Origin of the sequence: Enterobacter sp. Lyrl_3 (genome assembly GCF_051948675.1) — a bacterium.
Taxonomy (GTDB): domain Bacteria; phylum Pseudomonadota; class Gammaproteobacteria; order Enterobacterales; family Enterobacteriaceae; genus Enterobacter; species Enterobacter cloacae.
Genome location: NZ_JAYJLI010000006.1, coordinates 62,905 through 86,289, shown reverse-complemented (window position 1 = coordinate 86,289; position 23,385 = coordinate 62,905). Strand labels below are relative to the sequence as shown.

General features: G+C 53.6%; 24 protein-coding genes. 7 read left to right on the top strand and 17 right to left on the bottom strand.

The features are described 5' to 3' along the window. Positions 1-329: 329 nt before the first annotated feature. The gene (gene mak / locus VF709_RS13440) at positions 330-1,235 is read right to left on the bottom strand and encodes a fructokinase (protein WP_032618450.1); all 906 of its coding nucleotides are present in this window, start codon (positions 1,233-1,235) and stop codon (positions 330-332) included. Between the two features lie 123 nt (positions 1,236-1,358). Between mak and rdgC the strand changes: the two genes are divergently transcribed. Next, positions 1,359-2,273 (top strand): recombination-associated protein RdgC, encoded by a 915-nt coding sequence (rdgC, locus tag VF709_RS13435; protein WP_013095820.1) that lies wholly within the window; start codon positions 1,359-1,361, stop codon positions 2,271-2,273. Positions 2,274-2,319: 46 nt separating this feature from the next. On the opposite strand, the gene ppnP is transcribed toward rdgC, so the two are convergent. The 5 genes from ppnP to VF709_RS13410 form a co-directional block, all read right to left on the bottom strand. Next, positions 2,320-2,607 (bottom strand): pyrimidine/purine nucleoside phosphorylase, encoded by a 288-nt coding sequence (gene ppnP, locus VF709_RS13430; protein ID WP_013095819.1) that lies wholly within the window; start codon positions 2,605-2,607, stop codon positions 2,320-2,322. A gap of 71 nt (positions 2,608-2,678) precedes the next feature. Further along, positions 2,679-3,356 (bottom strand): AroM family protein, encoded by a 678-nt coding sequence (locus VF709_RS13425; protein ID WP_094916667.1) that lies wholly within the window; start codon positions 3,354-3,356, stop codon positions 2,679-2,681. 238 nt (positions 3,357-3,594) lie between these two features. Continuing rightward, positions 3,595-3,786, bottom strand: a complete 192-nt coding sequence (gene yaiA, locus VF709_RS13420; protein ID WP_013095817.1) for a protein YaiA — start codon at positions 3,784-3,786, stop codon at positions 3,595-3,597. 44 nt (positions 3,787-3,830) lie between these two features. Then, positions 3,831-4,355, bottom strand: a complete 525-nt coding sequence (gene aroL, locus VF709_RS13415) for a shikimate kinase AroL (protein WP_058678422.1) — start codon at positions 4,353-4,355, stop codon at positions 3,831-3,833. Between the two features lie 142 nt (positions 4,356-4,497). Beyond that, on the bottom strand, positions 4,498-4,959 hold the full coding sequence (locus VF709_RS13410; RefSeq protein WP_013095815.1) for a YaiI/YqxD family protein: 462 nt from the start codon (positions 4,957-4,959) through the stop codon (positions 4,498-4,500). A gap of 96 nt (positions 4,960-5,055) precedes the next feature. Between VF709_RS13410 and proC the strand changes: the two genes are divergently transcribed. Beyond that, the gene (gene proC, locus VF709_RS13405) at positions 5,056-5,865 is read left to right on the top strand and encodes a pyrroline-5-carboxylate reductase (protein ID WP_013095814.1); all 810 of its coding nucleotides are present in this window, start codon (positions 5,056-5,058) and stop codon (positions 5,863-5,865) included. Positions 5,866-5,882: 17 nt separating this feature from the next. On the opposite strand, the gene adrA is transcribed toward proC, so the two are convergent. The 5 genes from adrA to VF709_RS13380 all read right to left on the bottom strand — a co-directional run bounded on the left by adrA (position 5,883) and on the right by VF709_RS13380 (position 10,242). Further along, on the bottom strand, positions 5,883-6,986 hold the full coding sequence (adrA, locus tag VF709_RS13400) for a diguanylate cyclase AdrA (protein WP_062935285.1): 1,104 nt from the start codon (positions 6,984-6,986) through the stop codon (positions 5,883-5,885). Between the two features lie 103 nt (positions 6,987-7,089). Next, a complete protein-coding gene (psiF, locus tag VF709_RS13395) occupies positions 7,090-7,410 on the bottom strand; it encodes a phosphate starvation-inducible protein PsiF (protein WP_013095812.1) in 321 nt (106 codons plus the stop codon). A 292-nt stretch (positions 7,411-7,702) separates the two neighbouring features. Further along, a complete protein-coding gene (iraP, locus tag VF709_RS13390; protein WP_013095810.1) occupies positions 7,703-7,963 on the bottom strand; it encodes an anti-adapter protein IraP in 261 nt (86 codons plus the stop codon). A 211-nt stretch (positions 7,964-8,174) separates the two neighbouring features. Further along, positions 8,175-9,389 carry a multidrug efflux MFS transporter gene (locus VF709_RS13385; protein ID WP_013095809.1) on the bottom strand — a complete coding sequence of 405 codons (1,215 nt, stop codon included), beginning with the start codon at positions 9,387-9,389 and terminating at the stop codon, positions 8,175-8,177. Positions 9,390-9,558: 169 nt separating this feature from the next. Beyond that, a complete protein-coding gene (locus tag VF709_RS13380) occupies positions 9,559-10,242 on the bottom strand; it encodes an extensin-like domain-containing protein (protein ID WP_038418784.1) in 684 nt (227 codons plus the stop codon). Between the two features lie 102 nt (positions 10,243-10,344). On the opposite strand from VF709_RS13380, the gene ddlA reads away from it, so the two are divergent. Then, positions 10,345-11,445 carry a D-alanine--D-alanine ligase gene (ddlA, locus tag VF709_RS13375; RefSeq protein ID WP_048970445.1) on the top strand — a complete coding sequence of 367 codons (1,101 nt, stop codon included), beginning with the start codon at positions 10,345-10,347 and terminating at the stop codon, positions 11,443-11,445. Here ddlA and VF709_RS13370 read toward each other — a convergent pair. Continuing rightward, positions 11,442-11,678 carry a DUF2754 family protein gene (locus VF709_RS13370; RefSeq protein ID WP_020686357.1) on the bottom strand — a complete coding sequence of 79 codons (237 nt, stop codon included), beginning with the start codon at positions 11,676-11,678 and terminating at the stop codon, positions 11,442-11,444. The genes ddlA and VF709_RS13370 overlap by 4 nt on opposite strands. 247 nt (positions 11,679-11,925) lie before the next feature. Between VF709_RS13370 and VF709_RS13365 the strand changes: the two genes are divergently transcribed. Further along, complete coding sequence (locus VF709_RS13365) at positions 11,926-12,228, top strand: DUF2755 family protein (protein WP_013095805.1); 303 nt, start codon at positions 11,926-11,928, stop codon at positions 12,226-12,228. Here the strand turns inward: VF709_RS13365 and VF709_RS13360 are convergent. The 3 genes from VF709_RS13360 to VF709_RS13350 form a co-directional block, all read right to left on the bottom strand. Continuing rightward, positions 12,225-13,322: a DUF1615 domain-containing protein gene (locus VF709_RS13360; protein WP_038418780.1), complete on the bottom strand. Its 1,098-nt coding sequence runs from the start codon at positions 13,320-13,322 to the stop codon at positions 12,225-12,227. The two genes, VF709_RS13365 and VF709_RS13360, sit on opposite strands and share 4 nt — an antisense overlap. A gap of 14 nt (positions 13,323-13,336) precedes the next feature. Further along, positions 13,337-14,557: a peptide antibiotic transporter SbmA gene (sbmA, locus tag VF709_RS13355; RefSeq protein ID WP_013095803.1), complete on the bottom strand. Its 1,221-nt coding sequence runs from the start codon at positions 14,555-14,557 to the stop codon at positions 13,337-13,339. A 115-nt stretch (positions 14,558-14,672) separates the two neighbouring features. Further along, positions 14,673-15,206: an isochorismatase family protein gene (locus VF709_RS13350; RefSeq protein WP_038418779.1), complete on the bottom strand. Its 534-nt coding sequence runs from the start codon at positions 15,204-15,206 to the stop codon at positions 14,673-14,675. Between the two features lie 204 nt (positions 15,207-15,410). Between VF709_RS13350 and ampH the strand changes: the two genes are divergently transcribed. After that, positions 15,411-16,577 carry a D-alanyl-D-alanine-carboxypeptidase/endopeptidase AmpH gene (ampH, locus tag VF709_RS13345; RefSeq protein WP_440231726.1) on the top strand — a complete coding sequence of 389 codons (1,167 nt, stop codon included), beginning with the start codon at positions 15,411-15,413 and terminating at the stop codon, positions 16,575-16,577. Here ampH and VF709_RS13340 read toward each other — a convergent pair. Beyond that, on the bottom strand, positions 16,574-17,197 hold the full coding sequence (locus VF709_RS13340; protein WP_013095800.1) for a helix-turn-helix domain-containing protein: 624 nt from the start codon (positions 17,195-17,197) through the stop codon (positions 16,574-16,576). The two genes, ampH and VF709_RS13340, sit on opposite strands and share 4 nt — an antisense overlap. Before the next feature lie 87 nt (positions 17,198-17,284). Next, complete coding sequence (locus tag VF709_RS13335) at positions 17,285-20,119, bottom strand: autotransporter outer membrane beta-barrel domain-containing protein (RefSeq protein ID WP_149896802.1); 2,835 nt, start codon at positions 20,117-20,119, stop codon at positions 17,285-17,287. A gap of 451 nt (positions 20,120-20,570) precedes the next feature. Between VF709_RS13335 and hemB the strand changes: the two genes are divergently transcribed. Then, on the top strand, positions 20,571-21,545 hold the full coding sequence (gene hemB, locus VF709_RS13330) for a porphobilinogen synthase (protein ID WP_440231723.1): 975 nt from the start codon (positions 20,571-20,573) through the stop codon (positions 21,543-21,545). 127 nt (positions 21,546-21,672) lie between these two features. Continuing rightward, a complete protein-coding gene (locus tag VF709_RS13325) occupies positions 21,673-23,373 on the top strand; it encodes a lysophospholipid acyltransferase family protein (protein WP_440231721.1) in 1,701 nt (566 codons plus the stop codon). The last annotated feature ends 12 nt before the right edge of the window (positions 23,374-23,385 follow it).

Below are 23,385 nucleotides of genomic sequence, written 5' to 3'. Positions count from 1 at the left end.
AGGGTGGCTCAGTCGCCACCACCCTGGCGACCCGGGCTCCCGGCGGTAAATCGCCGCTTCGCGGTGCCTTCGGCTTATTCCTTCCGGCTTATCGGGGACGGGCGGATGTAACGTCCCTGTAAAGCCGCCCTCTCGGCGCATCCATGCGCCTCGCCCCGGCCTGCAGGAAACGCCTCAGCGATTTACAGCCGGACCAGGACGTCGCTGTAAGTCATTCATTTTCCTGAAACAGCATTCGTCGCTTTCGGTAAAAAATTACTGGGGATCTCTCAGCTCACGGGGAGTGGGAACAAACATTAAAAACAGCAACGTGCGTTGCTGTTTTGCTTTTATTCCGGCCATAACCACGCTGCGCCACGCACGCCGCTGGAGTCACCGTGGACGGCTTTGCGGATTGGGGTTTCACACTCGCCGCCGAAGACCCACTGTTTGACGAGAGCAGGCACCGTCGCGTACAGCCGGTCGACGTTGCTCATCCCACCGCCCAGCACAATCACATCAGGATCGAGAATGTTCACCACATGCGCCAGCGATTTCGCCAGGCGCATTTCGTAGCGGCTCAACGCCAGTTCCGCCACGGGATCCTGCTCCTCAACCAGACGCATGATCTCGTTACCCTTAAGCGGCTGACCGCTCAGGCGGTGGTAATCGGTGGCAAAACCGGTGCCGGAGATAAACGTCTCAATACAGCCCTGTTTTCCACAGTAGCACGGCACTTCAGTACGGTATTTAAGTTCGTCTTCATCCATCCATGGCAATGGGTTATGTCCCCACTCGCCTGCCGTACCGTTACCGCCAATATGCGCACGCCCGCCGAACGCCACACCGGCCCCGCAGCCGGTACCGATGATGACAGCAAAAACGGTCTGGGCACCGGCTGCCGCACCGTCAATCGCCTCTGATACCGCCAGACAGTTCGCATCATTTGCCAGACGCACCTCACGCTGCAGACGCGCGCTCAAATCTTTATCAAAAGGCTGGCCATTGAGCCAGGTGGAGTTGGCGTTTTTCACCACCCCGGTATAAGGAGAAATGGACCCTGGAATGCCCATCCCGACGGAGCCGGTCTGTCCTGTCGCCTGCTCTGCCATCTCAACCAGCCGGGCAATCGTCTCGATAGTCTGGTGATAATCGTCGCGCGGCGTGGGCAGGCGGTGACGGAAAAGCTGCTCCCCCTGCTCGCTTAGTGCGATAACTTCAGTTTTGGTGCCGCCCAAATCAATCCCAATACGCACAAGACTCTCCTCATTATTTTGATTATCAACAGAGTAGAAGCACGCTTCCCGATTAGCAATGCAAGCGATGCGACAATTCGTTATCATGCCCGCTGATTTAACGACAAGGCCGTGGAAATTATCATGCTGTGGTTCAAAAATTTGATGGTTTACCGTCTCAGCCGCGACGTTTCGCTGCGTGCAGAAGAGATGGAAAAACAGTTAGCCGCTTATACCTTTTCCCCTTGCGGAAGCCAGGATATGGCAAAAACCGGTTGGGTTCCGCCAATGGGTTCACAAAGCGATGCCCTGACCCACGCCAGCAGCACGGGTCAAATCATCGTTTGCGCCCGTAAAGAAGAGAAAATCCTGCCCACGCCGGTGGTGAAGCAGGCGCTGGAAGCGAAAATTTTCAAGCTTGAAGCCGAACAGGGCCGCAAGCTGAAAAAGACCGAAAAAGATTCCCTGAAAGACGAAGTGTTGCACTCCCTGCTGCCGCGCGCATTTAGCCGCTTCAGCCAGACCATGATGTGGATCGATACCGTTAACGGGCTGATCATGGTGGACTGCGCCAGCGCCAAAAAAGCGGAAGATACGCTGGCCCTGCTGCGTAAGAGCATCGGCTCTTTGCCGGTGGTTCCACTGGCGCTGGAAACGCCTATCGAGTTAACCCTGACCGAATGGGTTCGCAGCGGCACGGCGGCGCAAGGGTTCCAGATCCTCGATGAAGCCGAACTGAAAGCCCTGCTTGAGGATGGCGGTGTCATTCGTGCGAAAAAGCAGGATCTGGTGAGCGATGAGATCGCCGTCCACATTGAAGCAGGCAAGGTGGTCACTAAACTGGCGCTCGACTGGCAGCAGCGTATTCAGTTTGTGATGTGTGACGATGGCTCTGTTAAGCGCCTGAAGTTCTGCGATGAACTGCGCGATCAGAACGAAGATATCGATCGTGAAGATTACGCCCAGCGCTTTGATGCGGACTTTATCCTGATGACCGGCGAGCTGGCCGCGTTGATTCAAAATCTGGTAGAAGGCCTCGGCGGCGAAGCGCAGAGATAATTTCGTCTCAACCTGACCCTCTCCCCAACGGGGAGAGGGAAGAAGATTATTTCAGATAGCGGCACAGATAAGAGGTCGGTTCAGCAACCTGCAGATGGAACTCACTGTGGCCAGGGACGTTGAAAACTTCGCCGGCAGAGTAAACTTTCCATTCCGTTTCACCCGGCAGTAAGACGTTAAGCGCACCACTTACCACCGTCATCTCTTCAGCTTCGGCCGTACCAAAGGTGTACTCCCCTTCAGCCATCACGCCGACACTGGCGCGGCCAGTGCTGCTGCTGGTAAAACCAATGGATTTCACTTTACCGGAAAAGTATTCGTTACTTTGAAGCATGAACTGGCCCTTATATTTTTAGATAAAAATTCACTATAGGGGCCATGCTCATGACCTGTCACGCAAAATCATCAGGTAAGGAGTTCTGAGGCCAGACGCGCCATCAGAACGTTCGACAACAGTACCGGCACATCCAGCGCTTTTTGCAGTAGATCGCGGTGATGCTGGTGGAACCCCAGGCAGTCGAGGATCAACACATCGGCCCCGCGCTCCAGTAGCTCCCTCCCGGCCGCAATGAGTTTGGCCTCACTGTCCCAGAAGGGATTGGCCAGCGCATACAGGGGCGTTTTTTCAAGCACGTGCCATTTTGCTTCCTGGTTGTCCATGAGTTCTTCAATGGGCACAATCACCCCCACCTGGTGTCCGTCCACAATGGATGCCACCAGCGGCGGAATGATTCGCATCGGCTCGAGTAAAATCGCATTACGCGCCATGAGTCCCTTAATGGGAGCAGTACTCATTAGCAAAATAACGTCATACTCTTGATTATCGAGCACTTCTATTACTGCCTGCAGCGAGCGCTCAATTTTCTGTCGTGAAACATGCGCCAGTTTACCGTCGCTTAATAACGTCGCCAGGGGATCCTCCCCCGCCTCTACAGCGTAGTCCTCCATGACCTCTTCCCGGCTCATCTTCCCCAGCAGGCTGAGATGCGTGATCTGTTGTTCAGATACATGCTCGGTTAAGAGCGGTAACACTTCGCTTACAGGGACCACACCAATAGTGATGATCGCCAACGTTGCCTTCATCGTCTTCGCCTTCCATTACTACAAAAACTTATTACACAGGTACAGGCTCACTACGCTGCACAGTTCGTTTTTTCAACAAAACAGCACCAAGCGTAGCAGGTGATCTCCATCCCGAAATGTAAAGATCACCTGCCGGTAACGGAGCTACCTGTAATAACTAAATATTAACTCCTGCTTAACATTAGCGATGAGTAAAAAGTGTGATTCAGGCACGGTATTGGAGCGTTTAGGAAAACATTTATGACTTATCGGGATCTTCGTAGCGCCGTTTCGCATCCAGCGCTTCCTGTTCAGTCTCATGTTCACTGATGAGAGAGTCGGGTTTAGGGTGATCGGCACGCAGTTGATACCAGGTCACGGTTTGATCGCCATTGCCTTTTTCAACGGTAACAATACGTGCTTCACGCGGATAGGGAGGTCTGGTTGGCATAGCTCATCCTTTTTTTATGTCAGAGCTATAAGTATAGACGGCGGTTAGCTGGCACAAGCCAAACGCAGGGCGGTAATAATCTGAATCACAACCTCTTCGGGCGACGCGGAAGCATCCACTACGTGATGTGCCGCTTCGCGGTATAACGCATCGCGCTCCGCCAGCACCTCGCTCACCTCTTCGCTGAGCGGTCTGGAGGTCAGCGCAGGGCGTTGCCCCTCTTCCGGAAACGCTTCCAGACGCCCCACCAGCGCAGCCACGGGCGCACAGAGATAAATCACAATCCCTTTTTCGCGCATAAAGCGGCGGTTATATGCCGCCAGAATAATTCCGCCGCCTGTGGCAATTACCGCATCGGGAGCCGTCACCGCTTCCAGCGCGGCCGTTTCACGGCTGCGAAAGCTCTCCCAGCCCTCTTTTTCGACGATATCCGCGATGGTTTGTCCGGCCTGCGTCTGCAGCCAGTGGTCGGTATCAACAAAATGACGTTGACAGGCACGCGCCAGCTCCAGGCCAACGGTGGTTTTCCCACAGCCGCGGGGGCCAACTAAAAAGATGGGTTGGGTCATAACCAGGTGTTTCCCCTTGATGCCGGATGGCTGAAGAGTGTAAAGAAATAATTGCAGAAGATGTTGCGTTTACTTTACTGCAAAGCGGTACGGAATGACAACCCTGTCACTGTCATACTGTACCACATATTGACAATGATTATCATTTAGCAGTGCGACGTTTCACTTCCAGCAGCCACTTATCCAGCTCTGCGGCAAACTGCTGGCGGTCACGTTGAGATAAACTGTCTGGCCCACCGGTCTGCACACCGCTGGCGCGAAGCGTATCCATGAAATCACGCATGGTCAGTTTTTCCCGGATGGTTGCTGGTGAGTAACGCTCCCCGCGCGGGTTCAGCGCTGCGGCGCCCTTTTCCAGTACCTCTGCGGCCAAAGGAATATCCGCCGTGATCACCAGATCTTCCGCGCTGCACAGCCGTACGATCTCGTTATCCGCCACATCAAAACCGGCAGGAACCCGCAACGCACGAATGAATCGGGAAGGCGGTACGCGGATATTCTGGTTTGCCACCAGCGTAAGCGGCATCTGAACACGCTCGGCAGCGCGGAACAAAATCTCTTTAATCACATTCGGACATGCGTCCGCATCAACCCAAATCGCCATAATGTCTCCCCTATTGATACTGGCGACTATTGTCGCCTGCATTTCGTTGTTAAGCTATCAATCAGAGAAAACAACGCATAACGACGGAGAAACGTGATGGACAAGAAAATCGGGTTTATTGGCTGCGGTAACATGGGCAAAGCCATCCTGGGTGGCCTGATCGCCAGCGGGCAGGTCCTGCCGGGTCAGATTTGGGTCTATACACCATCACCGGATAAAGTCGCGGCGTTACGTGATGAGTATGGTATTAACGCAGCCGAAAGCGCGCAGGAAGTGGCCCAGGTCGCCGATATCGTCTTTGGGGCGGTTAAACCGAATATCATGATCAAAGTCCTGAGCGAGATCACCTCCAGCCTGAATAAAGACACGCTGGTGGTGTCGATTGCCGCAGGCGTGACGCTCGATCAGCTGGCCCGTGCACTGGGTCATGACCGTAAAATTGTTCGCGCAATGCCCAATACCCCTTCACTGGTCAATGCCGGGATGACCTCCATCACCCCTAACGCGCTGGTGACCACGGAAGATGTGGCCGATGTGCTGAACATTTTCCGCTGCTTCGGCGAAGCGGAAGTGATTGCCGAATCGATGATCCATCCGGTTGTGGGCGTGAGTGGCTCTGCTCCTGCGTATGTCTTCATGTTCCTGGAAGCGATGGCGGATGCTGCGGTGCTTGGCGGTATGCCACGTGCGCAGGCCTATAAATTTGCCGCACAGGCGGTGATGGGCTCAGCCAAAATGGTGCTGGAAACCGGTAAGCATCCAGGGGAACTGAAAGATATGGTCTGCTCGCCTGGCGGTACCACCATCGAAGCGGTGCGGGTGCTGGAAGAGCGCGGGTTCCGTGCGGCGGTCATTGAAGCGATGGCGAAATGCATGGAAAAGTCAGAGAAGCTGAGTAAGTCCTGACCAAACTAAGCCGGATATCAGGCGGCCACCTCGGTACGTCCGCGTCCGGCATTTTTGGCTTTATAAAGCGCGATATCTGCCGCTTTTAACCATTCGCGGTAGTGGGCAAACTGTGTTCCCCATGGCGCAACCCCCACGCTGATGCGAAGCCGTTCGTTCGGGGCACAGGGTAACGACAGTTTTTTCAGCCGCTCGTGGACGCGGGACATCGCCGCAATTGCACTTTCTGCCGGGGTCCCGGACATGATGATCGCGAACTCATCGCCACCGAAACGGCCAATATAATCCCCGGCCCGCAGCGTCATCTGCAGCTGACGAGTGATAGCAATGATCGCTTCATCGCCCACATCATGTCCCCAGGTGTCATTGATGCTCTTGAAGTGATCGATATCGATAAGCAGGATCGTGGTCTGACAATGATCCCGTCGGCACTTTTCATACTCCATCCGCAGCAACGTTTCCCAGTGGCGCCGGTTATAAACGCCCGTCATGCCATCGCGGGTACTCATCAGCTCAAGTCTTCGCTTATTTTCCGCCAGGCGAATGGCCGTCTGATGGCTCACCCAGGCAAAGAGTATTGGGTAGATCATCAAGACCGGCAGCGTCAGCCACCACTCCAGCGATCCGGAAGAGAGCACCACAACATTTCCGGTTAGCTTCAGCGTCACGACAGCGGATAACGTGGTTATGGCAATGCCTGCGAGAAACAGGCGACAGCCACCGGATCCCATCATATTCATGCCCATCATCATAACCAGCGCAGCCGATGGCAGAGCGTTCACGCCCATCAGGCCAATCCAGATCCCGGCAAAAATAGCGTCGATCTTCAGATTGAAGATTTCACATTGATAAGGTTGAGATGAACGGCAGGTGAACTGCCAGGCAAGATGCGGCCAGATAAAAACCCAGCTCACCAGTAATAACCACCAACCGCCGGGCAGAAAATGCGTGACCAGCACACCGGCAACAGGAAAAAACATCGCCGCCAGACCCACAATCCGCCCCAGCCGGACGCGCCGGGCAAAGCGTATGCCGGTACGGTGCGCGTCATCCTGAGAAAGGTTTTGAAGCCACTCTTCCCCGATACGCTCTTTATTATAAAAGTTTTCGTCGTTCATCATATTTTGGGAATATTCTGAAACATTTTCCCAAATTATAGAGAGGGGGGATGCGGAGAAAGTATGAAATTTCGGGTGAGTCACCGTAAGGACTCACCCGATAGGACTATGCCTGTTTCTTCAGACAACCACTCATAAACTTGCTGCGATCGTCGCCTTTCAGCATTTGTTGCGTGGCCTGAGCGTTACATTCACGCATTTTTTGCTGCTGCGGCGTCAGGCTTTTTTCATCTGGTTTGGATGCACCATTTTTGAGGCAATCGCTCATATATGTCTTACGGGCATCCCCTTTCAGCGCTTTTGCTGTCGCCTGTTGGTTGCAGGTTGTCATACGCTGCTGTTGAGGTGTTAAGGTTTTCTCTTCCGCATGCGCTGAGGCGATCAGGCACAGGCCGGAAAACAGGGTAACCAGTATTGTTGTTTTCATTGCACCATCCTTTATGTGAAGTTCCACATTAAGTCTGGTTCGTTGCGGGAAAAAAACCACCCTGCGACAATGATTTTCTTCGGGTTTATGGATTATTTCATCTCTGGCGCGGCACGCTGTTCATTACCCGGTTTCGCCTGACGCGTTAGGGTATTTAAGAGCGAGAGGTATGAGATGAAATAGAGGCTCTGTTTAAATTCTTTTCTCCCAGTGCGAAGGCCAAAAATAAAAACAGAGCGACGACAGGCATCCTGCATGACCATTCTATGACAGGCCATTCTCTTTCAGCAGGCTAGCTGCGAGGATGCCTTAATAGCTTCTTTACGTATTGCTGAAGCATCTCCGCATCTTCAGCGGGGACCAGCGAATCGGGGCGAGCCTTGTCCAGCGCGCTTTCTACATTATCGATTAACGCCTGTTGCTGCGGTTGTGTCATTTGTCGGAGCAACGCCGTAACGACAATTTCCAGCGCCTCGACCTGGGCGACCAGTTCTTTTGACTCTTCTTCCTTTTGTGCAAGCTTGACCAGCAACTCAGCAATGAGATTTTTCATCGTGCTATTTCCTTATGCGTTTTTTCTGAACTTAGCATTCAGAATGAATAATGCAAAGAGGAGAAAAGTATTATCTTATGCAAAAGTGATGCTGCTGCCAAAATAAAGATGAATGGCAAGCAGCGAAACGTTTTTCTCTTTAGAAAAAGCCGCATTTAGTTATATAAAAATGCGGCAACCATAAGAATATATAATACATTACGGCAAATGATTAACGCGCTGCTCTCGCCTGCTCTAATTGGCGACGGCGTCTCAGCGCAATCGCCAGCTGGATAATATTGATCAACACCACAATCGCCGTGGCCGCAAATACCCAACGAAAACCGGCCATCGCCGAAACGGATGCGCCAATAAGCGGACCGGCAACATTACCTAAATACATAAATGACTGGTTATAGCCAAAAATACGCCCTGTCACCTGGTCACTTGAATATTTCACCAGCAAGGTCTGCACCGCAGGTAACATGGCGCCATCGGCAAAGCCGAGCAGGAATCGCAGCACGCCGAGCTGAAGCGGTGAGGTGACGAACGACATCGCAAAAAAGAGCACCACGGCAAAAATCAGCGTGGCCATCAGGATACGCGCCGTACCGATCCTGTCGCCCAGTTTTCCCAGCCGCGGCGCAGAGATTAACGCCGATACGCCCGGCACGGCAGCAATCATCCCGCTGAGAAACGCAATATTGCTGCTGTCTGGCTCCATCGATTTTATAAACAGCGCCAGAATCGGGCCTACCGAACCATTACAGAGCTGGATCACCATGGTGGTTACGAACAGGCTTATCATCAGCCCGGGATACGGCAGCGAGGCGAAGACCGCTTTGCCGCTCAGGCGTTCAGATTTACTGACAACCGGACGTCCCCCCTCCTTGATCAGAAACAGCGTCACCAGAAAACTGATCACCAGCAGGATAGCGGTAATGAAGAAGACGGCGCGCAACCCTACGTGGTCGGCCAGAAAGCCGCCTAACAACGGGCCGCCGATAACGCCACTGATCTGTGCGGTGGAGAGCGTACTCAACGCCCAGCCGCTACGTTCACGCGGCACCTGTGAAGCGACCAGCGCCATGGCGTTCGGAATATAGCCGGATGTCAGCCCCATGATCGCCCGCAGGATAAACAGCTGCCAGACGTTAGTGGCAAAGGCCTGCAGCAGGATGGCTATTGCCATTCCCAGCGAAGCGCGCAGCAGCATCAGTTTGCGCCCTTTTCGATCCGCCAGGCTCCCCCACATGGGTGACACAATGGCGGAAACCAGAAACGTCACGCTGAACGTCAGCCCCGACCACATAGAGAGGGCTTCATGCGAGGTCACGCCCAGTTGCGAGACGTACAGCGGCAGAAAGGGCAAAATCTGGCTGATGGCCAGCCCGGTGAAGAAACACCCGAACCAGACCGAGATGAGGTTAACTTTCCAGGATTCCATAAAAGAAATAGTCTTCATTTTTAGGCAAATGCGCCGACAGATTAGCAAGTTACCGGCATCTACGCCGTGCCAGAGATGCGGCCTTGCTGACTTTGGTGTTTTATCTTCCCAGTCATCATATTTGTGAAATATGTCACAAATCATCCAATTTCTGGCGGAAGATTATGCTTTAGCGGCACAGTCCAAAGCCGCGCATTCCCAGATGGAAATGGTTGGCATGCGCCGCGTTATACTCCGGCCCCAGGCCGTTCCCGTAGTAGCCGCAGCTCGCCGTCAGCAGCGCCTGCAGCCACGGCTGCGTTTTGGTCGATCTCCAGCCGTGCAGAATGGTGACCCGTTCACCGTTCGCCAGCCGAAACGCGCTGATATCCAGCGCCTCTGCCGTGGCATGTTCGCTGCGTCTTGCATCAGGGCGGTGGTAAATATTGCGACAGGCGTAGCTGCCAAGGTGCTCAATGCGCACCAGCTCGCTTCCGGTCCAGGTTTTGGTGAGTGGCCGGGCCTGCTGGCTGACAAACAGTGCAGAACTCAGCGCCAGCGAGCAGCTGGCAAGAAAGCTGCTGTTCAGGCTGACCGGTCCGAAGTCACGCACGCGCACCACGTTGTGAAGGGGGCATGCTCCGGCGCTGTCGGCGACAGGCTGTGTGCGAATAAGGGCCTTCTGATTGGCCTGCGATAACAGGCTGGCACACGCCTCGGGGGTAAGGCGCCGCAGTTTATACTGAGTGATTGGGCCTGGCGGGTCGTCAAGCGAGAGCGGCGTAAAAGGGTTGTAGTGAGACGGCAACCAGCGGTAACCCACCGTTGCGACTGCCACCAGAATGAAAACGATCAGCAACGTTTTGCCTTTCACACTCCCCCCTCTTTACTCCCAAAACATTATGGCAGAAGGTCGCGAAACCCGCAGGGCATCGTGGTATGTTATTGGCTTTTCGTCAGACTGGAAGAGAGTGAGATGGCAAAGCAGCGCGTAGGTATTGTCTTTGGGGGAAAATCAGCGGAGCACGAGGTTTCATTGCAGTCGGCAAAAAATATTGTCGATGCGATTGATAAAAACCGTTTCGACGTAGTGCTGCTGGGCATTGATAAACAGGGCCAGTGGCATGTGAACGATGCGAGCCAGTATCTGTTAAACGCTAACGATCCGGCACATATCGCCCTTAATCCTTCTGAAATCAGCGTCGCTACCGTCCCTGGCGTAGTGAAGGGGCAACTTATCGACGCCGGTAATGCGCAGGCTCTTGCTCAGATTGACGTCGTGTTCCCAATCGTCCATGGCACGCTGGGCGAAGATGGTTCGCTGCAGGGTATGCTGCGCATGGCGAACCTGCCGTTTGTCGGCTCCGATGTGCTGGGCTCCGCCGCCTGTATGGATAAAGACGTCACCAAACGCCTGCTTCGCGATGCCGGGCTGAACGTTGCCCCGTTCGTGACGCTCACCCGCGCCAACCGCGATAAATACACCTTCAGCCAGATTTCCGCCCAGTTGGGTCTGCCGCTGTTCGTGAAGCCTGCGAACCAAGGCTCCTCCGTTGGCGTCAGCAAAGTGACAAGCGAAGCGCAGTTCACCGAAGCCGTTCGTCTGGCTTTTGAGTTTGACCACAAAGTCGTGGTTGAGCAGGGTATCAAAGGCCGTGAAATTGAGTGCGCGGTGCTGGGCAATGATTTCCCACAGGCAAGCACCTGCGGTGAAGTGGTGTTAAACAGCGATTTCTACTCTTACGACACCAAATACATTGATGATAAAGGCGCTCAGGTCGTCGTGCCGGCAAATATCGATCCGGCCATCAACGATAAGATCCGGGCGATCGCCATCAACGCCTATCAGGCTCTTGGCTGCTGCGGCATGGCGCGTGTGGATGTGTTCCTGACGCCAGATAATGAGGTGGTGATTAATGAAATCAACACCCTGCCGGGCTTTACCAACATCAGCATGTATCCAAAACTGTGGCAGGCCAGCGGTCTGGGTTACTCTGAGCTGATCACCCGTCTGATCGAACTGGCGCTGGAGCGTCATGCCGCTGACAGCGCACTCAAAAGTTCCGTAAACGGTTAATCGGTTCTTTTCACCGTCTCCGTCTCATCCGCTGTCGTCTCTTCCGGACGACGGCGGATAATTAACCCAGCCAGCCAGAAACTGATCACCCAGGTCACCAGCCCGACAGCATAGGTTTGCCATCCTTTGGCTTCAAACCCCAGCAGCCCCACGACACCGTTAAGAATAAAGATCAGCCCGATAGCAAAGGCGTAGTAGTGCCAGTCACGGCGTAGTTTGGACGTGAGCTTCATAACAACTCCGGCAGGAAAAAAAGACATCCTCTCACAGTTTTACGATCGGGTCTGTGGCAGATGCGGAAAATCTGAAATACGACGCAATTTCAGTTAAGTAATGAATTTGTGATGTGCTGCAGAAATCGACAATCCAGGAGAATTCCGCAGGGGAAATTACCACGATTCTGATATTGACAAATGCTATGACCTGTCAAACTCACCGTGTGCGAAGCGTATTAACAGAGTGATATTTCCGGAGGTCTTTATGGCTGACTTTACATTGTCGAAACCGATTTTTGGCGGCACACCACCAAAAACCTCCACTGCGGGTAATATTGCGTATGCCCTGTTTGTCCTGTTCTGCTTCTGGGCAGGCTCCCAGCTTCTCAACATGCTGGTTCACGCGCCTGGCGTCTATGAACATCTGATGCAGGTGCAGGATAACGGACGCCCGCGGGTTGAGATTGGTTTGGGTGTGAGCACCTTATTTGGCCTTGTCCCCTTCCTCGCGGGTTGTCTGATTCTCGGTGTTGTCGCGTTAGTCGTACGCCTGCGTCGTCGCCATTAACGTCCCATGCAACGAGCCCGACGATCGTCGACGCGTTTGGCGAACCATGCCGTTGTCAGGTTACGCGTGATTTTCGGGCTTTCCAGTTGAATACCCGGCAGGATTGCCCGCGGTAACGCTTTTCCACTCTTCTTCTCGGCCAGCGCGAAAACCTTCTTGTAGAGATCCGTCTTCTCGAACGCCAGGCTATCCCCTTTCTCCAGCTGACGGCGAATGTCGCTATCGCTCATGCCAAGCGTTGTTGACAGTTTGCGCACCGCCAGTTCCGTAGTGCCCGCCTTGCTGCTGCCGTAGGCGATGAGATCGCCGTCCAGCGCCAGCTTCACCCCGCTGGCACGGCTGACCGCACTCTGAAACGCCGCGTTTCGGCTGGCATACCAGCCCGCGTTAAAGTCAGCAAAACGGTACAACGGCTCGCTGTAGCTCGCCGGATAGTTCAGCAGATGGTACGTGCCAAACCACAGTCCGCCACGCAGGGAGAAGACTTCCTGGCGCACCGTCCCGTCGATTTTCCACGGATAACCGTCCGTATGCTGCTCGGCAAACGCAATGCTGACCTGCATCGGGCCGCCGGTATGCACCGGATTAAGCGAGCCGAACAGTTTCTGCCCCATCGGCACCATATTGATGAAATCATCAAAAATGGCGCTCAGCTGTTTCTCGGTTTTCACCGTGTCCAGCCGATCGCTATAGCTTTTGCCGTTTGGCGAGGTGATTTTAAGGGCGGTATGCACCAGGAACACCGGGATATGCATCGATTCCGCGCGACGGTCGATCTCTTTCCAGGCAATTTTGTTCAGCCCCGGCACCACCGGGTCTGACTGGTACATTGACTCCTGCTGCGCCACTGCCAGTACCGAGCAGATATTCTCCTCGGTAGGGGCAATTTTCTGACTTTCAAAGGTCTTCGCTAATGCCTCGGCCCACGCATTGCGGTCTTTCACCGTAGAGGGCATTTTTTGCCGCACCACGCTCGCCACATCTACAGGTTTCTCACCTTTTTTAAGCGGGGCGGCCCCTTTTTCGGCACACCCCGCCAGTACAAGTGCGGCGAGTAAAGAGAGCGATAATGTACGCGGTACGGCAAAAGACATAGCAATTCCCTGTTTTAGCTAAATGTATTGGTGACTTCCTGCAGATCCCGATCGTCCAGCTCGCGTTCAAAGCTGCGCAGACGTTTGTAGATGGACATCAGTTCCACCAGCGTGGTCCAGGAGCTAATCAGATACTGGAACGACCCGCGAACCTGACCAAATACGTTGGTGATCTGTGTCATCAGACCCAGCGTTATCGTACCCGCAACAATGGACGGGAACAGCAGGAACAAACCGAAAACGTTATCCACCTGCAGATACAAAATGCGCGCAATATTGAAGTACATATAGTGGAAGTAAAGACGGAAATAGTTGCGACGCACGGCGCCAAACAGTTCACGTACGGTTGGCGGCGATGCGCGGTTGGCGTCATCTTCACCATACACCAGCTCTTTACGATACGCCGCTTCAACGCGCTGATTTTTAAACTCCAGCCCAGGCAGCTTGATCCCCACCACGGCCAGCAGCCCCGTTCCCATTAATGACCAGACAATAGCGGCAATCACCAGGCCATACGGCAGATGACCAACAATCGGCAGGTCCGGCACGTGCGCCGAGAGCGTCACCAGCACCGGCAGGAAGGCAATCAGGGTCATAATGGCATTGATAAAGCTCACGCCCATGTCTTCAAGGGTCGAGGCGAAACGCATGGTGTCTTCCTGCACACGCTGTGCGGCGCCTTCGATATGACGCAGGTGTTGCCAGTGCGCCATATAATGTTCGTTCATCGCGGTACGCCAGCGGAAGACGTAGTGGCTGACGAAGAAATTGTTCATGACGCCAATCACCACCGCAATAAGGGCAATACCGAGGAAGATGCCAACTTCATGGTAGAACTGATTGATAGTCACCTTATGCGGTGAACTCAGCGCACTCTGGATCAGATCGTAGAACGGGGCATACCAGGCGTTAACCGCCACCCCCACTTCCACCAGAAACCAGGTGACAAAGATGATCAGCGACGTGCCCAGAATCGACCAGTACTGCCAGCGATGTGGCGAATAGACAAACCAGAACAGGGCAAAAAGCCCTACGCAGACCATGTAGTAGGCATAAAACAGCAGATAGCTCAGCGACCAGAAACGCGCCGCGCTAATGGGAACCTCGCCCGTCGCGCCCGTGATACGCGTCAACCACGCTCCGCCGCCGGCCTGCCAGAAAATGACAGCGATCAGTGCCCAAATAAATGCCGACAGGAAAAATGGCCCCGGCTTTGGGAAAAAAGACTTAAACATGATACATCCTTCTTGTTGTTATGGCTGTTGCTGTGCTCAACACATCACCACACGAAAATCTTGCCTGGGCCAGGTGCCTGGCGCAGGCAAAAAGGTCAGACCCGAGGGTTTATTATTAGTTCGTTTTCCAGTTTTCAAGAATTGTTTCGGTGCGTTTCACCGCGGGCGGGTTTGCGGGCGCAATGAAATTGCGCCAGACGTCGTTGTAGTGGTTAATCAGAATGCGGGCTTCGGCCGCCGGGCGATTCGCGGTGGTATGCGCATCCTCCGCCACGGTGATGTGGTAGCCCCGGCTGACGCCATTCTTGAACGTGGCATCGACACAGTAATCGGTGGCACAGCCGCAGATGACAAACTCCCGGATCCCCTGCTCGCGGAGCAGCGTTTCAAGCGAGGTGTTATAGAACGCATCGCAGGCCGTCTTGGTCACGTAGAGGGCATCTGCAGGCTGATGCAGTTCAGGCAGCAAGGCAAACCCGTCACTGCCCTCTTCCAGACCGCCGGGCTCGGTATGCTGAATAAAAATCACCCGATCGGCTGCCTGCGTAAGCTTATTGATCAATGAAACACATTTTTCACGCTGATGACGAGGCGTTTCGAACACCCCCTGCTGCATATCGACAACCATAACCACACGCTTTCCGGACATACCCTTCTCCGCAAGATTGAGTAACACAGCCCTCTATCATAAGGCCGATGTCACAAAATGGGAGACTGACAGTAAGTAAATTCTTCTGATTTACTCGCAGTTACGTTTTTCTGGTTATCGTTATGTAATTCGGGGCATTGCACCGTACGGTTTAGTAGTATAAATACCCATTACTTTCCTCATTCACACTATGGATGCTTTTCGTTGAAACGTTGTCTGCTCTTTTTCGCCGCGCTGTGTGCGGTGAGCTTCTCAACCGCCCAGGCAGCCCAACCGCTGACGGCGCCCGTTCTGGCATCAGATATTGCCGATCGCTACGCGAACCTGATTTATTACGGCAGCGGCGCGACGGGAATGGCGATGGTCGTCATCGACGGTAATCAGCGCGTGTTTCGTAGTTTCGGTGAAACGCGTCCCGGTAATAATGTTCATCCGCAGCTGGATTCCGTCATCCGCATCGCGTCCCTGACCAAGCTGATGACCAGCGAAATGCTGGTGAAATTGCTGGACCAGGGCGTGGTGAAACTCGACGATCCGCTCAGCAAGTATGCTCCGCCGGGCGCACGTGTCCCGACGTATCAGGGAACGCCGATAAGGCTGGTCAACCTGGCAACGCATACCAGCGCCCTGCCTCGCGAGCAGCCAGGGGGTGCGGCGCATCGCGACGTTTTTGTCTGGCCAACGCGTGAACAGCGCTGGAACTACCTGAGCAAAGCCACGTTGAAGTCCGCGCCCGGTTCTCAGGCCTCTTACTCCAACCTGGCGTTTGACCTGCTGGCCGATGCGCTGTCGACGGCAGCGGGCAAACCGTATACGCAGCTGTTTGAAGAGCAGATCACGCGCCCGCTGGGCATGAAGGACACCACCTTCACCCCATCACCGGATCAGTGCCGCCGTCTGATGGTCGCCGAAAAAGGTGCCAGCCCGTGTAACAACACGCTGGCAGCCATCGGCAGCGGCGGGGTTTATTCCCCCCCTGGCGACATGATGCGCTGGATGCAGCAGTTCCTCTCATCAGACTTCTACTCACGCAGCCATCAGGCCGACCGAATGCAGACGCTGATTTACCAGCGCAGCCAGTTGCACCGCGTGATAGGTATGGACGTGCCGGGCAAAGCCGACGCCCTCGGTCTGGGCTGGGTATATATGGCACCTAAAAATGGCCGTCCGGGCATTATTCAGAAAACGGGGGGTGGTGGAGGATTCATTACCTATATGGCAATGATCCCCCAGTCCAACGTGGGCGCTTTTGTGGTGGTCACCCGCTCGCCAAATACCCGTTTCGTCAATATGAGCGATGGCATCAATAACTTAGTGGCTGAGCTCAGCGCCAATAAAGCCCAGGTGCTTACCGCCTCCGTCCAGCCTTAATATTCCGTGGGCAAACGGTTGATGCTAACCAGTTTGCCCCGGCTCATATTGATGTAGTTACCCTGTCGAAGCGCAGCGAGCACCTCTGCCACAACCGAACGCGAAATGCGCGTGCTTTGTTGAATATGATTCATCACACCAATTTTTGAGCGCAGGGTTTCATCCCATTCGGCCATATTCAGCAGCATGGCGCGGATTTGGTGATAGGAGTTATTTCCTACCAGTTGCCTGTCCCGCTTTTCCAGAATGGATTTAATCCAGGACAGCCAGCAGAAAGCTTCTTTCCAGAGAGAACTTTGCTGAATAAGCTGCAGAGAGGTCGAAGCAGGTAAATAAAAGCCTGTGCACGGATTTTTGGCAACGACCCGATATTCCTTGCTGTAATCAAGCATGCCTGCAGTCAGCCCCAGAATAAAGGGCGCAGTAGCAATGCCAATCAGCAACTCGTCTGAACGGCGATAGATTTCAATAACGCCGGTCTGTAATACAAAGGTGCTGGGTTCATCATTATCATCATTTGAAATAATCTGCTGGGGAGCAGATTTAAATGGGGTACTGGCTACTTTCAAACACTGTTCGAGCCGGCTTAATTCAGAAAGTGGTTTCGCATTAACTTTCATGCAGACCTCTGGACATCCGTATTTGTCGGTTCAATATTATTTTTTTTAGATGACAAAGCGGGGGATATATTCCCCCGCTTTTATACTTTACCAGGTATATTTCACACCCAAATTGGCGCCCCAGTTCTGGTCAACGTCACCGCCGCCCAGGTAAGTGGCATCCGTGTATGCACTGAAGTTTTTGGTGAAGCTGAACTGTGTGCCCAGACCCACACGCACCGCAGAGCCTTCAACGCCGTTATCAATGCTGTCGCCATTCACGTTCGCATTGTTATCAGCATCGTCATACACATACGCCAGTTTGACGTATGGCGTCAGAGCCTGATCGCCGCCGTAGTTGAAGGTATACCCTGCATCAACACCGAGTTCATAGCGCAGGCTGTCGTAAGACTGGCCATCAATTCGCATGTCGTTGCTCAAGCGGTAGTCGTCACCCGACTGGAACAGCCCAGACACTGCCGCATAAGGCGTGACGTAGCCGGACAGGTTTGGTTTCCAGTCATAACCCAGTTTCATACCGAAACCAACCGCATCTGTCGTGGTATTACCGTCCACGTACTGACCGTTACTCATGGTCGCGGAGAGATCGTTATTGAAGCGGGTGTAGCTCAGGGAGCTGTCGAGGAAGACATCGTTGGCAAACTTCGCAGAGGCATAGATCATCGCCGTCTGGCTATCCTGATCAACCTGACCGGTACGATCGCTGATATCACCCTTCGCGAAACCTGCCGCGCCACCAACGATCCACTTCGCGTTGTTGCCGTCAATCTGCGTATCCAGACCAACCATAATCCCGCTTACGTCCTGATCGTAGCTGATAACGCCATTGTCAGCGTCAAAGTTGCCGCCGAAGTAGCTCACCCACGCCCCGCCGTTATCGGCCAGACCGTGACGGCTGTTAGTCAGACGGGTTCCAACGGTATCCTGCTGCAGATCCCAGATATTGGTATTCGCTGACGGAATGCTCAGCGCCATATTGGCGTAGTCAGTCAGCGCTTTCTGCTGCAGAACAACCGTGTCACCCTTCTGCTGCGCCTGGTAGGTATAGGCACCTAAATCGGCTTTGTTTGCTGCCGTAAAGCGGGCCGCAGTGTCTGCGTTATTGTCATAAACGCGGATGATCTCTTTGTTTTTATAATCAGCAACAGAACCGGCGCCGGTCGCATCGTCGATACGCACGGTGTAGTTACCTGCCACATCACCGTTCACCGCCAGATGACCGTCTGAGTTAAGCGCCACGACGCCATAGTCGTAATCTGCTTTGCTCTTGTCGTTGGTGATAAAGCGGGCGTTGTTCAGATCGCTGTTCAGCACGTAGTCACGGCTGGCAACGTTCAGCACACCGCCATCGGTCAGCACCATGTTGTGCGTGTCCACCTGACCCAGGCCCAGTGCCAGTTCCGCACCGTTGTCGACGGTGATGGTGTTGGCATACAGTTCAGCCGTTTCTTCCGTCAGTGCGGCACGGCTATAGCTGTCCAGATACAGGCTGTCTGTCGCCACTGCACCGCTGTCGCCAATATTCAGGGTAGAGGCGTTGGTCAGGGTGATGGAATCCGCCAGCAGGCCAGAGTTTTCAACATTGACCTGCGACTGGTTATTCACTGCCAGCGTGTCGATGTTAGACAGTTTGCGGGTATCCCACTCTGAACCGTTGTTCAGGGTGACGTTGAACAGACCGCTCTGGTATACCTGCTCACTGATGAGATGACCATTGCTATCCAGAAGTGAATCTGGCCAGATGCTGTTTGGAGTCAGGGTTCTCCAGTCAACGTTGCTATAGCCCAGACCGTACATATCATCTACGTCGATCATAGCAACTTTAGACTGAGCGGCTCCCACCCATTTACTGCCGTTTGTCAGTGTGACATCCAGCTTATCGGTACCATCCCAGCCGTTGGTGGTTGGGTTATATACACCGTCTTCGGTGGTATCGGTTGCCGGGTCGCCATTCGGATAGAAGTTATTATCAAAAGTACTAGTAAAGAGAATATCGCCAGTGATCGTCGAATGATCGAAGGTTGCGGTGGTTTGCATCGCAACGTCTGTCTTGAGTAATGCCTGCGGCGTTTGTGAAGTGTCTGACAGGTCTAGTTTATCAGCCTCTACAATTAATGCCGCATCATCATAATCATAAGCTGTTGCGCCGTTTTCACCGTAATCGCTTGGCTTCGCAGATTGCCCATAGAAACCGTTGGTACCTAAATCATTGTAGGCACCCGACGTGAGTACAGAGTCTTTCACCACCAGCGTGTTGGTAAATACGTTGCTGCTATTGGCAACGCCTTCAACATCATCGTACGGAGTGTTATCTTGCGCCTGATAGTGCTCGTGCTGCTTCAGCGTGATGCCCGCAACGTGGGAGTTGTTCTGGATAACAATATCCGATTCCACATCCAGCGTAATCGCATTACCCAGTCCATAGGTATCCAGATAGTGGGTTTCGGTGTTGTCACCATTCAGAACATCATACGCATAATGCTCATAGGTATCGTTAATGGTGGAGTGATCTACTGTCAGGCTAAAACGATCGTACTGTGTATGGGTCGTATCATCGGAGTCTACGCCTCCAGTACATGTAGTAGTCACGCATCTTTCCGAGGTGATCATGCCATTAATGGTGCTGTTAGAAATGCTCAGCGCATTCGCTCTTCCATTGACACCATCGTCAAGGTAGTACGTCGAAATAACACCGTTCACCGTTGACTTATTAATCACCGGATAAATATCACCGTCGTGGGTGGCATCCGAGTAATCCCAGTCAGCGTAGCCATAATACCAGGGTGTTGATGCTGAATTATCATATCCGAAGGTATTATATGTGGCACCAGAAATATCTTTCGCATTGGCCTGAGAAGCGATAGCCAGGGTGCAGGCTAATGCAAGTTGTGATACAACCAGTTTCTTTTTCCATGTTTGCATTGGGTCATCCCTCCTCAGGGACGTAAGCAAGTTTGTCCATCAAATCATTTGGCAACATTGTATTGCGGAGGGAATTATGCATTTTCATTTCGAAAAGGTTCAATGAATGATTCCATTAAGTCCGTATCCAGACTAATAACATGAAAAAAATGCAACGACATTAAAAATTATAAATAAACACTATAAAAACAGCGAATTAAAATCATCTGACATAAATATAGAAAATATAATAAAGAATAATAGATCATTATTAATGATATATTTACTTCAATTTAGAAATCGCACCAATATCTCGAGCGTGTGAAAAACAGGCTGACGTTGGTTATATATATTGACCATGTGAAACATCGCAAACCCCATTTCGCATTAACAAAAAGCCTACTTTCGTAAAACCCTCTCCTCCACTTTCATGTACACTAGCCTTCTTTGTTCCACAAACGTCAGGCATATCATGACCGATTTAATTGCTCGTCCCCGTCGTCTGCGCAAGTCACCTGCACTGCGCGCTATGTTTGAAGAGACAACACTGACCTTAAACGATCTGGTGTTGCCGATTTTTGTTGAAGAAGAGATCGATGACTACAAAGCCATCAACGCCATGCCAGGCGTGATGCGCATTCCGGAAAAATATCTGGCGCGTGAGATCGAACGTATCGCCAACGCGGGGATCCGCTCGGTGATGACCTTTGGCATCTCCCACCACACTGACGCTACCGGCAGCGATGCCTGGAAAGAGGACGGTCTGGTCGCCCGGATGTCGCGGATCTGCAAAGAGACCGTGCCGGAAATGATCGTCATGTCAGACACCTGTTTCTGTGAATATACCTCTCATGGCCACTGCGGTGTGCTGTGCGATCACGGTGTCGATAACGACGCCACTTTGCTGAATCTCGGCAAGCAGGCGGTGGTAGCTGCAGCAGCCGGTGCGGATTTCATCGCACCTTCCGCTGCCATGGACGGGCAGGTTCAGGCGATCCGCCAGGCGCTTGATGCGGCCGGATTCACTGATACCGCCATCATGTCCTACTCCACCAAGTTTGCCTCTTCGTTCTACGGTCCGTTCCGTGAAGCGGCCGGTACAGCGCTGAAGGGCGATCGCAAAACCTATCAGATGAACCCGCTGAACCGCCGTGAAGCCATCCGTGAATCGCTGCTGGATGAAGCCCAGGGCGCAGATTGCCTGATGGTGAAACCGGCTGGCGCGTATCTGGATATCCTGCGCGACATTCGCGAGCGCACCGAGCTGCCGCTGGGTGCATACCAGGTGAGCGGCGAGTACGCGATGATCAAATTCGCCGCGCAGGCGGGTGCGATCGACGAAGAGAAAGTGATCCTGGAAAGCCTGGGCGCGATCAAACGTGCCGGCGCGGATCTGATCTTCAGCTACTTTGCGCTGGATCTGGCCGAGAAGAAAATTCTGCGTTAATCCGCTTTAGCGCCGGGTGGCGGCTTCGCCTTACCCGGCCTCCTCTCTGCGCTAATCTTCACCAAACTGCAATACAACCGACATCTCTCCCTTCTACTGTCTGAGCAAGACGGCAGGAGGAGTAACCATGTTTAGTCTCGATAGCGTTCTCGACGACCTTTGGCCTCAGGCGAGGCCTGCACCCTGGCAAAAAAGTCTGTTAAAAAGACTGTTCTACGAAGAAGAATTCCAGCAATTTGCCGCGACACACCGCCATCTGAAAGGCCTGGATATGGTGGAGCAGGTTCTGGAGCACCTCGATATACTCTGCACCGTTTCCGCCCGCGATCTCGAACAAATCCCTGAACATGGCCCGCTGGTCATTATTGCCAACCACCCAACCGGAACGCTGGACGGGCTGGCGCTGATGTATGCCGTTTCCCGTGTACGGCGCGATGTGAAAGTCGTCACTAACCGGATGCTGACCCACCTTGAACCGCTTAGCTCGCTGTTTATTCCGGTGGACAATATGGGCGGCAGAACGGCAAAAACGTCCCTGATGCAGATGGAACAGCATCTGCAAAACGCAGGGGTGCTGATCTTCTTCCCGGCGGGAGAAGTGTCCCGTCCTACGCGTAAAGGGATCCGCGATAAAAAATGGCACCCCGGCTTTATTAAACTCGCCAGTAAGCTGCGCGTACCGCTGCTGCCGGTGCATATTCAGGCACACAACAGCCTGCTCTTTTATGCCAGCACGCTGGTGTCCCCCACCGTATCGATGCTCTTGCTGATGCAGCAGATGTTCCGCCGCCGCCACAGCCAGCTACCGATAAAGATCGGCCAGCAGATAGCCTGGCATCACTGGTATAGCACAACCCTTTCATCGCGTGAGATGGCCGAGCAGTGCCGTCAGCACGTGATACGTCTTGGCAAGGGAGTGCCTGGCGTCTTTAAAACCCAATGCGCCATTGCCCGTCCGGAAGACCGGGCCACGCTGAAGCGCGAGCTGGCCCAGGCCGAATGTCTGGGCAAAATCAGCGATGGCAAAACTATTTATCTGTGGCAACGCAACGGACAGGAAGAGGCTCCCCTGCTGCGCGAGCTGGGACGCCTGCGCGAGATCGCGTTTCGCGCCGTGGAGGAAGGGAGCGGTAAACGTCGGGACACCGACAGTTACGACGATGACTATCTGCACCTGATCCTGTGGGATGAAGACGATCTGGAGATCGTCGGCGCCTATCGCTTTATGCCCACTGCCAGACAGGTCGAGCAACGCGGTCTGGAAGGGCTTTATAGCTACAGTCTGTTCCACTACGACGATAAAATGCAGGACGTGCTGGAACACGGTATTGAACTGGGGCGCAGCTTTATTCAACCGCGCTACTGGGGTCGTCGCGGTCTGGACTATCTGTGGTCCGGTATTGGTGCCTATCTGGCGCGTTATCCGCACTACCGCTACCTCTTTGGCCCGGTCTCGATTTCCGGTGGCTTACCGCCTGCCGCACGGGATCTGCTGGTGGCGTTTTACCGCCTCTGGTTCCCGGCGACACATCCCTTAGCCGCGTCACGTCAGCCTTATCCGGCCTCCCTGCCGGACGTGCTGGCGCAGTTTGGCGGGGTCGATTACGTGGATGACCTGACGAAGCTGAAATCCCTGCTCGGTAATCTGGGGTGCGGTATTCCACCGCTCTACAAACAGTATTCCGAGCTGTGTGAACCCGGCGGCGTGCAGTTTATCGATTTTGGCAGCGACCCGGCGTTCAACAACTGCATCGACGGGCTGGTGCTGGTGGACTTGTGCTACCTCAAGGCAAACCGCTATCAGCGGTATATTGAGGCGCACCTTTAACTGTGCGGTTTT

Bases quoted from the DNA above. Each gene is read 5' to 3' on its own strand.
- rdgC (WP_013095820.1), top strand. From the start codon at position 1,359: ATGCTGTGGTTCAAAAATTTGATGGTTTACCGTCTCAGCCGCGACGTT.
- ppnP (WP_013095819.1), bottom strand. From the start codon at position 2,607: ATGCTTCAAAGTAACGAATACTTTTCCGGTAAAGTGAAATCCATTGGT.
- VF709_RS13425 (WP_094916667.1), bottom strand. From the start codon at position 3,356: ATGAAGGCAACGTTGGCGATCATCACTATTGGTGTGGTCCCTGTAAGC.
- yaiA (WP_013095817.1), bottom strand. From the start codon at position 3,786: ATGCCAACCAGACCTCCCTATCCGCGTGAAGCACGTATTGTTACCGTT.
- aroL (WP_058678422.1), bottom strand. From the start codon at position 4,355: ATGACCCAACCCATCTTTTTAGTTGGCCCCCGCGGCTGTGGGAAAACC.
- VF709_RS13410 (WP_013095815.1), bottom strand. From the start codon at position 4,959: ATGGCGATTTGGGTTGATGCGGACGCATGTCCGAATGTGATTAAAGAG.
- proC (WP_013095814.1), top strand. From the start codon at position 5,056: ATGGACAAGAAAATCGGGTTTATTGGCTGCGGTAACATGGGCAAAGCC.
- adrA (WP_062935285.1), bottom strand. From the start codon at position 6,986: ATGATGAACGACGAAAACTTTTATAATAAAGAGCGTATCGGGGAAGAG.
- psiF (WP_013095812.1), bottom strand. From the start codon at position 7,410: ATGAAAACAACAATACTGGTTACCCTGTTTTCCGGCCTGTGCCTGATC.
- iraP (WP_013095810.1), bottom strand. From the start codon at position 7,963: ATGAAAAATCTCATTGCTGAGTTGCTGGTCAAGCTTGCACAAAAGGAA.
- VF709_RS13385 (WP_013095809.1), bottom strand. From the start codon at position 9,389: ATGGAATCCTGGAAAGTTAACCTCATCTCGGTCTGGTTCGGGTGTTTC.
- ddlA (WP_048970445.1), top strand. From the start codon at position 10,345: ATGGCAAAGCAGCGCGTAGGTATTGTCTTTGGGGGAAAATCAGCGGAG.
- VF709_RS13370 (WP_020686357.1), bottom strand. From the start codon at position 11,678: ATGAAGCTCACGTCCAAACTACGCCGTGACTGGCACTACTACGCCTTT.
- VF709_RS13365 (WP_013095805.1), top strand. From the start codon at position 11,926: ATGGCTGACTTTACATTGTCGAAACCGATTTTTGGCGGCACACCACCA.
- VF709_RS13360 (WP_038418780.1), bottom strand. From the start codon at position 13,322: ATGTCTTTTGCCGTACCGCGTACATTATCGCTCTCTTTACTCGCCGCA.
- sbmA (WP_013095803.1), bottom strand. From the start codon at position 14,557: ATGTTTAAGTCTTTTTTCCCAAAGCCGGGGCCATTTTTCCTGTCGGCA.
- VF709_RS13350 (WP_038418779.1), bottom strand. From the start codon at position 15,206: ATGTCCGGAAAGCGTGTGGTTATGGTTGTCGATATGCAGCAGGGGGTG.
- VF709_RS13340 (WP_013095800.1), bottom strand. From the start codon at position 17,197: ATGAAAGTTAATGCGAAACCACTTTCTGAATTAAGCCGGCTCGAACAG.
- VF709_RS13335 (WP_149896802.1), bottom strand. From the start codon at position 20,119: ATGCAAACATGGAAAAAGAAACTGGTTGTATCACAACTTGCATTAGCC.
- hemB (WP_440231723.1), top strand. From the start codon at position 20,571: ATGACCGATTTAATTGCTCGTCCCCGTCGTCTGCGCAAGTCACCTGCA.
- VF709_RS13325 (WP_440231721.1), top strand. From the start codon at position 21,673: ATGTTTAGTCTCGATAGCGTTCTCGACGACCTTTGGCCTCAGGCGAGG.